At 38.2% G+C, this 13474-nt stretch carries 14 protein-coding genes; 11 read left to right on the top strand and 3 right to left on the bottom strand.

Annotated elements, in window-relative coordinates; translation table 11 throughout:
- Nucleotides 1–10 precede the first annotated feature (10 nt).
- Nucleotides 11–613 (top strand): cytochrome c oxidase assembly protein, encoded by a 603-nt coding sequence (locus PSV17_RS09690; RefSeq protein WP_300482010.1) that lies wholly within the window; start codon nt 11–13, stop codon nt 611–613.
- A gap of 92 nt (nt 614–705) precedes the next feature.
- Nucleotides 706–1614 (top strand): cytochrome c oxidase subunit 3, encoded by a 909-nt coding sequence (locus PSV17_RS09685; RefSeq protein WP_300482008.1) that lies wholly within the window; start codon nt 706–708, stop codon nt 1612–1614.
- 73 nt (nt 1615–1687) lie between these two features.
- Here PSV17_RS09685 and PSV17_RS09680 read toward each other — a convergent pair whose 3' ends face one another.
- Nucleotides 1688–1888 (bottom strand): twin transmembrane helix small protein, encoded by a 201-nt coding sequence (locus PSV17_RS09680; RefSeq protein WP_300482005.1) that lies wholly within the window; start codon nt 1886–1888, stop codon nt 1688–1690.
- A 43-nt stretch (nt 1889–1931) separates the two neighbouring features.
- Between PSV17_RS09680 and PSV17_RS09675 the strand changes: the two genes are divergently transcribed.
- The 5 genes from PSV17_RS09675 (at nt 1932) to PSV17_RS09655 (ending at nt 6342) form a co-directional block, all read left to right on the top strand.
- Nucleotides 1932–2735, top strand: coding sequence for an SURF1 family protein (locus tag PSV17_RS09675; protein ID WP_300482003.1), 804 nt, complete (start codon nt 1932–1934; stop codon nt 2733–2735).
- 56 nt (nt 2736–2791) lie between these two features.
- On the top strand, nt 2792–3403 hold the full coding sequence (locus PSV17_RS09670) for a hypothetical protein (RefSeq protein ID WP_300482001.1): 612 nt from the start codon (nt 2792–2794) through the stop codon (nt 3401–3403).
- 2 nt (nt 3404–3405) lie between these two features.
- Entirely contained in the window at nt 3406–4413 is a 1008-nt protein-coding gene (locus PSV17_RS09665; RefSeq protein ID WP_300482000.1) for a COX15/CtaA family protein, read from the top strand.
- A 49-nt stretch (nt 4414–4462) separates the two neighbouring features.
- Nucleotides 4463–5365 (top strand): heme o synthase, encoded by a 903-nt coding sequence (gene cyoE, locus PSV17_RS09660; protein ID WP_300481998.1) that lies wholly within the window; start codon nt 4463–4465, stop codon nt 5363–5365.
- Nucleotides 5366–5601: 236 nt separating this feature from the next.
- The gene (locus PSV17_RS09655; protein ID WP_300481996.1) at nt 5602–6342 is read left to right on the top strand and encodes a PEP-CTERM sorting domain-containing protein; all 741 of its coding nucleotides are present in this window, start codon (nt 5602–5604) and stop codon (nt 6340–6342) included.
- 754 nt (nt 6343–7096) lie between these two features.
- Here the strand turns inward: PSV17_RS09655 and PSV17_RS09650 are convergent.
- Entirely contained in the window at nt 7097–8539 is a 1443-nt protein-coding gene (locus PSV17_RS09650; protein WP_300481993.1) for an undecaprenyl-phosphate glucose phosphotransferase, read from the bottom strand.
- Nucleotides 8539–9324, bottom strand: coding sequence for an XrtB/PEP-CTERM-associated transcriptional regulator EpsA (gene epsA, locus PSV17_RS09645; protein WP_300481991.1), 786 nt, complete (start codon nt 9322–9324; stop codon nt 8539–8541). Before epsA ends, PSV17_RS09650 begins: the two co-directional genes overlap by 1 nt.
- 258 nt (nt 9325–9582) lie before the next feature.
- Here epsA and PSV17_RS09640 point away from each other — a divergent pair, with 258 nt between their 5' ends.
- From PSV17_RS09640 to PSV17_RS09625, 4 genes are read left to right on the top strand one after another with little or no spacing between them, the layout of a single operon-like run.
- Nucleotides 9583–10122 carry a cyclic nucleotide-binding domain-containing protein gene (locus PSV17_RS09640; RefSeq protein WP_300481989.1) on the top strand — a complete coding sequence of 180 codons (540 nt, stop codon included), beginning with the start codon at nt 9583–9585 and terminating at the stop codon, nt 10120–10122.
- Entirely contained in the window at nt 10097–11362 is a 1266-nt protein-coding gene (epsL, locus tag PSV17_RS09635; protein ID WP_300481987.1) for an XrtB/PEP-CTERM-associated polysaccharide biosynthesis outer membrane protein EpsL, read from the top strand. The genes PSV17_RS09640 and epsL overlap by 26 nt, the downstream gene beginning before the upstream one ends.
- A 21-nt stretch (nt 11363–11383) precedes the next feature.
- Nucleotides 11384–12358: an EpsD family peptidyl-prolyl cis-trans isomerase gene (locus PSV17_RS09630; protein WP_300481984.1), complete on the top strand. Its 975-nt coding sequence runs from the start codon at nt 11384–11386 to the stop codon at nt 12356–12358.
- A 40-nt stretch (nt 12359–12398) separates the two neighbouring features.
- Complete coding sequence (locus tag PSV17_RS09625; RefSeq protein WP_300481981.1) at nt 12399–13472, top strand: SLBB domain-containing protein; 1074 nt, start codon at nt 12399–12401, stop codon at nt 13470–13472.
- Nucleotides 13473–13474: the final 2 nt, after the last annotated feature.

Here is a 13474-nt window from a genome sequence, read left to right as displayed (position 1 = left end):
TGTTTTCAGTATGGCATTAATTGAAGAGTCTAAAGTAGATGAATCTAGAGTAGAAAAGCTCGAAAATTTAACGACTAAAGAGCAGCTAGATTTAAAAAATAAGAAACTAGTACGTAAACTGTTGTGGTTGGTTGTCGGGTCTTTATTGTTTGCATTTGCTTTAGTACCATTATATGACGTGTTATGTACGCTTACTGGCTTAAATGGTAAGACACAAAACTCTGCGGCCTTAATGTCTAAAGCTAAAGTTGATAATACTCGATGGGTGAATGTGCAGTTTACTTCAAATGTGATGCCGGGTTTAGGTTGGAATTTTTATCCTAAGCAGGCAAGTATTAGGCTTCACCCTGGACAAATAGAAACAGTATTATTTGTAGCAAAAAATACCACTAATGAAGTGGTGATTGGTCAAGCCGTACCTAGCATTACGCCCGGTATTGCCTCAGCTAATTTTAAAAAAATTGAATGTTTTTGTTTTGTAAGGCAATCACTTAACCCAGGCGAAGAAAAAGAAATGCCTTTAAGATTTTTTGTTAGCCCAGAATTGCCAAAAGATGTGACTGATATGACATTGTCATATTCATTTTTTCCAGCAGTAAATGAAAGTAAATAGTTTAGCAAGATGCGAAAGTAGTTTCAGGCGTAAATGGCGGCTATAAGCCATTGTGAATTTAAAATATTATAAAAATGCACAGGAGTTATTGCATGGCGACACATTCTAATAATCACTATTATGTACCTCACGGTAGTATTTATCCGTCTATTATATCTATAGGCTTATTATCACTAGCATCAGGCTTTATTTTTAGTGTAGCAACAGATAGAAGCAAAGAGTTAGCGTATTTGCAAACACCCGGTAAATGGATGATGATATTGGGAGCACTTCTTATCCTTGCTATGGTTTTTAAATGGATGGGTTCAGTGATCTCTGAGAATCTGACAGGGAAGTTTACAAGCTGGGAAGATAAGTCATTTCGTATTGCCATGATTGTATTTATTTGCTCTGAAATAGCATTTTTCGCGGCGTTTTTTGGGGCGTTGTTTTATATGCGTGTTATTTCAGTACCTGACTTAGCAGGCTATGATATGGATATTACGCCTTATAAAGACTTTTTAGCTACTTGGCCTTCTATTGGTCCAGGCGGCACAAGTGTTGCAGGAGATTATACGCCACCAGAGAATTTTCATCCTATGTCGCCATGGGGCTTACCAGCAATTAATACGGCATTATTACTTACTTCAGGCGCTACAATTACGTGGGCACACTGGGGGTTAATTAAGAATAATCGTAAGCAATTAGTCATTGGTATGGCATTAACAGTAGCACTTGGTATAGCGTTCTTGGCTTGTCAAGCTATGGAATATCATGAGGCTTATAGTGAAATGGGCTTAACATTAGGGTCAGGCGCATATGGTGCTTCATTCTTCATGCTAACTGGATTTCACGGCTTTCATGTGATGCTGGGTACAATTATGTTGATTGTAATTTTGATTCGCTGCATGAAGGGACATTTTACACCAGAGCATCATTTTGGATTTGAGGGTGTTGCTTGGTACTGGCATTTTGTGGATGTTGTTTGGTTGGGTTTATTTATTTTCGTATACTGGCTATAAATCATCTCAATAAAAAGGGCGATGCAACAGCATCGCCCTTTTTATTTTGTTTTATTAAATAAATATTATTGATTTAAAGTGGGTGACCAATCAAACCAAATTTACCTGCAATTAATAAGAGAATGAATAATATAATTGAGAGTCCAATTCGAATAGTCAGCGCTCTAACTGTACGATTGCCCCCCGTTTTGTCCTTAGACAAAAAGAATAGAGCCGACAATAAGCTCCCCACTATGACAATTAAAGTTAATACAACAACGATCTTTATAAACATTACTTTGTCCAATTAATCTTTAAACAAGCATTATGAGACCCTAATGAAACAAATGCAATTTAGAATGCACCGCTATGTTTTTCAACCTACCGCGCTTGGTATAGCTATTACATTACTATGCATTCCATTGTTTATAAAACTAGGTTTATGGCAATACAGCAAAGCACAACAAAAGCAGTTAATTCATGAGGCTTATGACCAAGCAAAGCTGGATAAAGCATTAGAATTTCCATTAGGCATAACTGACAGTAGCGCAAATCATGTTAATGATTGGAAATATAAAAAAGTATCTGTACAGGGTGTGTATGATACAAATTATCAGTTCTTATTAGACAATCAAGTCGAGGGTGACAGGGTCGGTTATCATGTGATTACTCCGCTAAAAATTGATAACTCTAATGAGTATGTACTGGTCAATCGTGGCTGGATATTGGGTAAGGATACCCATACCGAGTTACCAGTTTTTAATACTCCAGAAGGTAAGCAAACACTTACTGGGCAGATATGGGTACCTAGTAAAAAAATCTTTACTTTAGAGGGGCCTGTTGATTCATCTGAAGTAAGTGCTCAATTGGGCAATCAACATTGGCAACCAGTTTGGCAGAATATAAGTATGGAAAAATACAAACGTAGCGTGCCATTCAATGTTTCAGAATTAGCTATAAAGTTAGACCAAGAAAGTACTGCTGGGGGTTTTGTAAGAAATTGGCAAATTCCAGCTGATCGAATTACTAACAATCTTGGTTATGCCTATCAGTGGTTTGGCTTTGCTTTTGCAGCATTGTTAATATTTTTTTATATTAGTACCACTAAAGTTAGACCAGAAAACAATTCAGCAACAGGCTAGAGATTGAGTAGCAACGAGATATGACATTAATCTTCAACTTTAATATTAGAGCGAACATGCAAAACGAAAAAAAATTAACTGAATTAGAACTGCAAAGTAAAGGCCGCAAGGTGTTTATGTTGATGGTTGTATTTTTTGTTGTACCTGTCCTCGTGGTGATATTAATGTACCAATTCAACTGGAAGCCCAATGGTAGAAGTTTGGGTGAGTTGGTTAATCCGCCACGTTTAATCAATAGTCCAAATCAGCTCAGTGATGATAAAGGTTCAGAGTTAACAGAACAATTTTGGATTAACAAATGGAGTATTGTTTATGTGGCTGATCAATGTGAGCAAACTTGTTTGGATAAATTACACGATTTACGTCAACTACATGCGTCGCTTTATAAAGACATTCAGCGCGCGCAACGCGTGTTGATTACCAATACGCAAGATATATCAAAAATTAAAAACGATTATCCTGACTTAATTGTTATCAATAAGCCTATTGCTAGCGTATCGAATCTTGCTCAAGAATTTCAAATTAATGCAGAAAACCCGTTGGTTAGTAACCGAATTTACCTCGTTGACTCACTCGGTTATTTGATGATGAGTTACCCAGCTAGCTTTCCTTTAGCAGATATACGTAAAGATATCACGCGCTTATTAAGATACTCTTGGGCAGGTTGACCATGTACGGAAATTCAAAAAGCTATAAATGGTTCAGGGCGCTAGTATTAATAGGTGCCATGCTCGCTTTAGGCGTTGTTGTGCTGGGTGCATACGTGAGGCTTACCGATGCAGGTTTAGGTTGCCCAGATTGGCCAGGATGTTACGGCACACTTACTGTGCCGCAAAGTGAAACCGCGATTGCTAAAGCACAAAGCGCTTACCCAAGCAATATGGTTGTGGTTGGGAAAGCGTGGCGGGAGATGACCCATCGCTATTTTGCAGGGGCTTTAGGTGTAATTGTTTTGGCTATTTTCGTACTCGGCTGGAAGGCTAAGGCAGAAATTAAAAGCTCGCCATGGACGCCGAGTTTCTTACTAGTGTTGATTGCTTTTCAGGCCATATTGGGTATGTGGACGGTGACAATGCTATTAAAACCTGCAATCGTTAGTTCACATTTGTTAGGGGGAATGTCTACACTAGCAATTCTCACTTGGCTAGCCCATAGGCATTGGGGGCACTATTCTGCCACTATTGTCACATCCGTTCGATTAAAGGTCGCTATACGGGTTGGTTTGTTGATCTTGTTTATGCAGATATTTTTAGGCGGCTGGACTAGCACTAATTATGCGGCATTAGCCTGTACTGACTTTCCTACATGCCACGGTTTATTTATACCAGAAATGGATTTTAAAGATGCATTCCATATGGTGCGGGAGCTTGGTCAGAATGCTACTGGCGGCGCATTAACATTAGCATCTCTCACAGCCATCCAATGGGCGCATAGAGTAGGCGCCTTGGTGACTTTTGTTTATTTGGGGCTAATGTCGCTTACTATTATCAAGTACTGGCAGTTAAAGCGATTAGGCTTTATTTTATTGATAGCGCTTGGCGCACAGATAGCATTAGGTATTGCCAATCTAATCCTACTTTTACCATTACGATTAGCCGTTGCACACAATTTTACGGCAGGGTTATTAGTCATTATTTTAGTGACAATGAATTCCAAAATAACTGGATCTAGAAAGTAGGAAGCAAACAATGATAGTTGAGTTAAATGAAAAAAAGCGAGAAAGTAAAATGAGTAACAATGTCAGTGTCATGCAAAACATAGGTCTAAGCTTTAAAAGTTTTTTCTCCTTATGTAAACCAAGAGTGACCTCGCTCATCGTATTTACCGCGATCATAGGGATGTACATGGCAAAACCTGCTGAGCTTACTATGTATTGGCCGTTACTTATTGCAACAACTCTGGGCATTGCATTTGCCTCGGGCGCCGCCGCCGCTTTTAATTGCCTTATTGAACATAAAATTGACGCAATCATGGCGCGTACACGTGCGCGTGCATTACCTACAGGGCAAGTATCTTCAATGCAAACTGCAATATTTGCTACGATATTAGGGGGCACAGGTTTAGCGATTTTATATTTTTACGTTAACCCACTTACTATGTGGCTAACTTTCGCAACATTTGTCGGATACGCAGTTATTTATACTGTTTTTCTCAAACCTGCCACACCGATGAATATAGTCATCGGCGGTGCTTCAGGCGCTATGCCACCTATACTAGGTTGGGCAGCCGTTAATAATACGGTATCACCAGAATCATTGATTATGTTTTTGATTATATTTGCTTGGACGCCCCCACATTTCTGGGCGCTAGCACTATATCGACGTGAGGAATATGCAAAAGTAGGCATGCCTATGCTACCAGTAACGCATGGTGAGGCCTTTACTCTATTACATATTTTGCTCTATACCATCATTTTGGTGGCAGTATCGCTCATGCCATACGGACTAGGTATGAGCGGGTTACTATACTTAGTATCAGCAATTATTCTCAATGCGATTTTTATGGCCTATGTCATTGGTCTTTATCGTAAGTATTCTGATGATCTGGCTAAAAGAACATTTAAATACTCAATTATTTATTTAACATTACTTTTCGCTGTTTTGTTAATAGATCACTATTGGGTGATTTAGAAGAATTAGAATTAGTTAAAAATGAATATTTAAATACTCAAGTTATTGAAAAGCTAAATTGTATAGCTTGAGTTTTGATACAAAATGGCTGTAAATTCATGCCAATCCCCTCACAACTTATTCTGTTAGTACTAACGGACTATTGCAGAGAAAATCCAATTTAGTATGATGTGGCTGTACTTGAAGCAAACTAAAAAATTAGATTCTTCTACAACTTACTAAATATGGGATAAATCATGAAAACAAGCCAACTTATACAATGGGGTTTAATAGCGGCCTTAACAAGCACATCGCTAGCAGCCAACGCTACAGCCAATACTTTCAATACTATCTACGGTACAAATTTCGGCGGTGGTAGTAGTTACGCAACCACATTCCTCGGTGATATAGATGCTACCTTTACTGCACAAGTAGGCGCTGCAGATGGTAAATTTACTTATAAAGGCGCGCAAGATGGTTTCCAAGGTGTGGGTGTTTCTCCAGTAACAGGTTCAGAGAGAACTTATGGCGAAATTGATATTGGCGAGTCTATTAATGCAAGTTTTTCTTCAGGCATCTCTATTAGCAACTTTACATTAGGATTGTTGTTTGATGGTCCAGAGTATGGTGATGTTAACGAACAAGCCCAAATTACTGCAACTTTTTCAGATAACTCAGTACATAGCTATTTATTCACAGCTACAGGTATTAATACTGGTATTTGGAGTGGCTCAGGAAGCTTTGTGAACGAAAGTGTAGCTGCTAATGGCATGGGAGCAGTATGGAGCTTTAGCAATCCATTTGGTAACGCTCTTATCAAGTCTTTATCATTCACTGCACTTCCTGGCGTATGTGGTACCGCTGGAGGTGCGTGCACAAACCAATCTGACTACACTTTGATTAGTGTGTCTGCTGTTCCAGAACCTGAAACTTATGCAATGTTTCTTGCAGGTTTAGGCTTAATGGGGTTCGTAGCACGTCGCCGTAAATCTGTATAAGTTATTTATAACAGGTTAACTGTTAACCTAGTTATGGAAATTTATAAAAAACCCGCTCTATGAGCGGGTTTTTTATTGTGTAGTGACCTGTTCTGAAGTAAGTTAATACTTTCTGAATTGACACAAGGAGAGTCAAAAGAACATTGGGATTAAGAGAACACAACATGACTACAGTCTAGCTTTTAAACTATCAGTGGTTGAATAATTGAACATGGAGAGCTGACTTATAAAGAGCACAAAATCGTTATGGAATCCAAGGTCGGTCAACCTGATTGACATGGTAGTAAGCATGGTAATCTGGATTGGTATAATCTCTCCTCATCAGATTTATTGAGCCCCGAGATGAATAATCCAGCCTCTTTACCCCAAACACCATAGCAGCGTATTAAAGCACTAGAGGCTGAATTAAAAGATGCAATCCAAAGTCCTGCTGTTAGAAGCCACGCTAGCTGAGCGCCAAATTAAGATGAGCCGTGCATTGCTTAGCTTACTACGCAATGCGCGACTGCTGGAGCTGCATAGATCAAAAAACGACATATGAGACAAGTGCTATTGGTCAAGCCTTGAAGTTGGCGCGATTAGTGCGAGACGTTCTACCTCTGCCTTGATTTATCAAGATTCATCATTCGGATAGAGGCATTCAATTAGAATACTCTTTTTAAAATAAGCGTAAGTTTTAGGTAAATTCAGAGCCGCATCAAATTAATCATTTATCAAGTAAATTCACCAATATACTTGAGGCAGGTAAAGAAGGTTAATACGCATTCTTTTCACCTTTGAATACTACGCTTATCGTTTTAAATATGATGTAAATGTCTAATTTAGGGCTCCAGTTACGTAGATACTCTAAGTCATAATCAATACGTGCTTTCATCTTATCAAGAGTTTCAGTTTCACCACGTAGTCCATTCACCTGAGCCCAGCCTGTAATGCCAGGTTTTACTTTATGACGGATCATGTAGCCTTTAATGAGTTTACGATACATTTCATTATGAGAAACTGCATGGGGGCGAGGCCCCACCACGCTCATGCGGCCTTGAAGTACGTTAATGAATTGTGGAAGCTCATCTAAAGACGATTTGCGAAGGAAAGCGCCAAATTTTGTAACGCGCTGATCATTTTTTATTGCTTGCGTGACGGCTCTTCCATTCTCGCAAACGGACATAGACCTAAACTTATAAACGAGGATTTCTTTTCCATCTAGTCCGTATCTATGCTGTTTGAAAATAACAGGGCCTGGAGAACTTAATTTAACACCTAGTGCAATAATAATAAGTATTGGCAATATAAGTAAAAGTATTGCTAATGAAAATAGTATGTCAGTTGTTCGCTTGATAACACCATTAAAGCCAGTAAAAGGCGTCTCACATACTGCTACAACGGGAATATCATCGACTTGTCCCATGCGACCTTGAATAATATCTGTCATGAAAATGTCGGGAACAAAATAAATTGAAGCCGTAGTGTCTTTAAGATCATCAAGCAGTTTAAGTATGCGCGGATGACCAGACATTGGTAAAGATAAGTAAATAATATTTACTTGATGAGTTTTGATATAGTCCGCGAGACCATCTGTGTGACCTAAAATTGAGATGCCCATGTCACCATTAAGCAATACATCAACGTCGGTTGTTTCTGAAACACGCTTTAAAGTTCGGTCCTCAAAAAAGCCAATTACGTTCGTAGATTTAAGTTTTGTATCATTAAGTCTGAAAGCAAGTTCTATACTCTGTGTATTAATTCCTGCAATAACAGCCTGTTTTATTGGACCTTGAATTGTCATGATGAGCGGAGCTATGCTTCGAAGGAATAGCAAAGCTAGTATTTGCATGACAGGGGTTAGAATCACCCAAAGAACAATAGTTTGTGTAGTAAACAAATACATATAACGAGTGGTATATGCAAACAGTATTAATAAAGTAGATAAAATTACCCAGGTGGCGACAATGCTCATTACACCTTTGTTAAGCGGCAGAGTTACTTTAGACTCACCAGGATAGGAGAGAAAAAAGATAATCAAAGAAAGAAACAGGTAAATAGGGTCTAGGTGACCATCTTGAATGAAAGCTACTACCCATAATCCAATGACAGCAACAAATGGGTCAGTCAAGGACTCTATAATTGAAAGAATATTATCGCGTGCTAATCTAATGCCTGATGCTTTACGAACGAGTGGGAGGTAATTTTTATTGCTCATTAATTTTGATATATTCGATTAAATTTTGTGGCAGCTTGTGCTCGGTTTAAAACATCTAATTTTTTAAAAATACGTTGTAAGTGATTCTTAACAGTAAATGCACTGATGTTAAGTATCATGCCTATTTCCTGATTGGTTTTGCCCATTTTAACCCAAAGCATGATTTCTGACTCTCTATCAGACAGTATACCAACAAACTCACTTTCAGGTTCTTCCTGAATGTCTGGTATCCTCGGAAGCTGCTCTGGCAAATGCTCCAACTGCCTCAAAGCTGAGTCAATAAAAGGCAGTAATATAGGTGTTATTTTACTAGTGCGATTAAGTATTCGTGCTGAAGAATTAATGAAAACATATAAACAATCATGCCCGCCTCTGAAATCTTTAATACCATGTACGATAGCACATTTCATTTTTTTTAGATTAATATTAGCTTCGATACAACCTAATTCGTGCTCATGAAATATACCTTTATCTACATTGAGTGTAAAAGGTGATTTAGAGTTATCCATCCAATATTTAAAAATATTTTGCATTAGTACGGTCAAACTTTTGCTAGAAATTTTACCAGTTCTAACTCCGGGTAGCGCTGATGCAATATCCACATACACTATACCGAGAGAGAAGTCGCCCCACGCAGCAATCATCACTTCATGAGGGATATAACGTTGAAAATCTCCTTGTAACCAAAAAAGCAATTCAACGTGTGAGCGTATATGCAAAGACTCATTAATGAGTTTCTTTAGACCTGATTCACGCCTATTCATTAAATTTTCTTCAATTATCATGCGCTGTTTCTTTCGGATTTAGTCACAATTTTAGCTGGCATAGATACATTCGGACTATTGAAAGTGGTGTTTAAAGGCTATATTATCAAATACTAGTATTTTGTAAAGGTAATGCATGCAGTTCTGTTGGGGTACATCAAAATATGTGCATGAAATGTGCCAACTTTTTTTAAAGATCTTAATTAAAGAGAAATCTTGCATAGTAGACATTGGCAATGCTTATGTTAGAGTATGCGAATATGGGTGCTAAGTAAAATTATGAAAAAAGAATCAATAGGGTTGTATCCTGATTTAGTCTATTTAGGTGGAGCCGATCAGTATGAAGAAGAAATCTTTGAAATAATCGAAGACATTAAGCTTTTCGAGGCTTTCAGCCATGACGAAGTAAGAACACTATGTCAATTAATGCATTGTTATGCAGCCCCCAATGATACAACCTTATTAAAAGAAGGTAATGTGGAGGATCATTTAATCCTAATATTAACTGGCAGTGTAGAGGTCACTAAAAACTTTTCTAATGAAGAGGTTAAGCTTATCTCTCACGTGGGTGTGGGCGAAACTTTAGGAGAGATGTCTATGATAGATGGGTGTCCAAGATTTGCCAGTTGTGTCACTGTTTTGCCAACAGACTTTGCCGTATTAACGCGTGAAACATTAAATGATATTCTTTTACAAATGCCGAGATTAGGAAACAAGCTACTGTTAACTTTGCTTCAAACTATGAGCGTTAGGCTTCGAGAAGTCATAATTAAGTCAAAGGTAGATTCGTCCAATGGATTGTATGTTGCATCGATTTAAATTTCCCTATTTGGGATATAAAGCTAATAAAAAAATATTGTTAAAATCCCTTTTAACAGTTTTATGCGCTTTATTACAGTTCAATATCACTTCTGTGTATGCTGATAGTGGCGATACAATTAACTTCTTGATTGGAACTGACTATAGACATTACGATAATCTGTTTTTGCTGCCAGATGGGCAATCTCCAGGAGGTGACGCAGAGCGATCGGATAATGTGCTAAGGACTAATTTTATAATCAAGGTGGATAAAAAATACTCATTACAAGAGTTTAAATTTGATTACACTCATCTTGAAAGCAAATATGATAACGCTGATTTTTTAGATTTTAAAGCCAATAACTATAAAGCGGCATGGCTTTGGGCAATAACACCTAACTTGAAGGGAAATCTGTCTTCTGAACGCAATGTGGATTTATTACCATTTACGGATAGGGATAGAGATATTAATAGAAAAAATATTCGGACTCTCGATTTACAAATGTTCGATTTTGATTTCTCGCCTCATAACGTTTGGCATTTATTAGGCGGTTATACCCAGCTTGAAAGCATTAATAGCCAAACTTTCTTGCAAGAAACCAGTTTTAAATTACAAGCAGCCGAAGTAGGCGTTAAGTACACATTCCCTTCCGATAGTTTTGTTGCGTTAAAGTTACGTAAAAAAGACGGTGAGAACCAAGATATTAATCTTGTTAGACAAGTTGGCAAGGGCTTTAGTGAAAATGAAGCTGAGTTAAGCTCTTTATGGAAGTTGTCGGGCAAGTCTAAGGTAGCTGCAAACTTAGGTCGTAATGAACACATGGATGATACATTTTCTTTACGAGATTATTCTGGTTACTTCGGATCTGTACTTTACACTTGGGATCCTAGTGCGAAATTAAACATTGGGGTAAGTTTGTACAGAAGTCTCACCTCTTTTCAAGATGATTTCAGTAGTTACACGGTAAGTGACGTGCTTAGTATTAAGCCAACCTGGGCCTTGACTTCAAAGGTAAACATTGGAGTATATGCATTGGCGAGCAAAAGAAAATTTCTAGGCGATGGACCTTTATCAAATTCTGGAACACCCTCAAGAGTTGATGATGGTTACAAGTATGGCGTTGAGGCAAATTGGAGGCCAAGAAGGGCTATGAGACTCGGCGTGAGCTTGCAACATGACGAAAGAAATTCAAACGATGTTGTTCGAAATAGGGACTTCTCATCCAATACGATTGGTGTCAATGGACAGCTTAATTTTTAATCTACTTGCAAGGTCTTTATTATGCTGACGAATAAACTTTTAAAACTTACTCTTATTATCGTTTTTTGCAATCTAGCTGCCTGTGGTAAAGGTGGTGAAAAAACCGCTAGTTCACAAATAGCTGCTAAAGTAAATGGAGCGGAAATTACCACGCATCAAATTGATTCTGTAATGAAGACGGCTCAAAATGTAACTGCAGAAAATGTGGCGGAATTCAGAAAAAAAGCCTTAGACAAGCTAATTGATCAACAACTTGTTATTGAAAAAGCAAATAAGGAAAGTCTAGATAGAACACCAGAAGTTACTTTAGAGATTGAAGCCGCAAAAAAAGAAATATTAGCAAGAGCCTATCTAAAGAAAATGTTAGCTAACTCCTCAGAAATTAATGATAGCGAATTTAAAAAATACTACAATGAGCACGTCGAGCTTTTTTCTAAACGCCGCGTATATACCTTGCAAGATATCAGTACACAAAATAATCCGCAGACATTAGCGCTTTTAAACGAAGATGTAGCTGCTCAGAAACCTATGATGGATATTGTAGAAGGTCTAAAGGCAAAAGGCGTCAAGTTCTCAAGTGCGGCCTTTATACGCCCAGCAGAGCAACTACCATTAGATATTTTACCTAAAATGCAGTTACTCAAAAATGGAGATATGTTTCTCTGGCAGTCTGGAGAGAGTGCGCATGTCCTCAAATTAACTAACATAGAAGAATCTCCAGTCAGTTTTATTGAAGCGACACCAATGATTAAGAATTACTTCATTAATACTCGTGGTAAAAAAATTGTAGAAGATAAGATTAAGAAGTTCCGACAAGAGGCAAAAATTGAGTATATGGGAGCCTTCGCAAATCAAACGGTCGCTAATTCTTCAGATACTAGCCAAGTGAAACCAGCTGTTGCAGAAACTGTGCCAGCAAAAACAAGTCTTAAAAACGAGCAAGTGGGCACAAAGACTGACTCGGCCATTGAAGCTGGTGTAGCAGGGTTGAAATAAGCGTGACTAAATCTTATAACTTTACATTCAAGGACATATCGTGAAAATACATTTTCTTAAGTTAATCACACTAATAGGCTTATTTTTGACAATCTTGTCATTTAATAACTTAGCAAATGCTGATGACCAGCAGGACTATCTTTTGGGGGCGGGTGATTCAATTCGTATTAATGTTTTTCAAAACCCAGAGTTAACAACTGATACTCAAGTTTCTGGCTCTGGAGTAGTGACATTCCCTCTCGTTGGCAAAGTGAATGTTGGCGGAAAGAGCATTCAAGCAGCAGAGCAATTAATTGCTCAAGCCTTAGTTAAAGGTGGGTATGTTAAAGAACCACAAGTTAATATTGTTTTAGTACTCGTTAGAGGTAATCAGGTAGCCGTTTTAGGCATGGTCGGTAAGCCGGGACGTTATGCATTAGAAACTTCAGATATTCCACTTAGCCATATCTTAGCTTTGGCTGGAGGCGTAGCACCTAGTGCTGGTAATGGTTTGGCATTAGTGTTAGGTACCCGCGATGGTAAGCCTTACCAATATGAGGTAGAAATTGCATCTCTATTTTTAGGTGATAAAAAATCACAAGATATTAAAGTCAATAATGGCGATGTCATCTATATCACCCCTGGAAATCAAGTTTCAATCATAGGGCAAGTCGTGCGTCCTGGTAGATTCCCTTTAGACAGCATTAAAATGCGATTGGTTGACGCAATTGCCTTAGCTGGAGGCATGACTCCCACGGCTTCAGATTCGGTTGTCGTGACTGGAATACATGATGGCCAGCCATATAAAAAAGAATTTGATATCGCATCGCTCTTCGTACCGAATGAAACAGCTGAAGATATAACCATTGTTGCCAATGACCAAATATTCGTACCGCGTGCATCTGTCTACTATATTTATGGTGAAGTGCAACGACCAAGCAGCTATAGAGTTGAACGTAATATGACGGTGGTGCAAGCCTTAGCTCAGGGTGGTGGCCCAACTGTTCGTGGTACACAACGTAACATTAAATTAATGCGTCGTAATGAAGCTGGTGAAGTAGAAAAATTTGTACCTAAGATGACGGACTTAATCAAACCAAATGATGTGTTATATGTTGAAGAAAGTCTATTTTAGGG

This window comes from Methylotenera sp., from assembly GCF_029946165.1.
GTDB lineage: Bacteria > Pseudomonadota > Gammaproteobacteria > Burkholderiales > Methylophilaceae > Methylotenera.
This window is presented reverse-complemented; position numbering and strand designations above follow the sequence as displayed.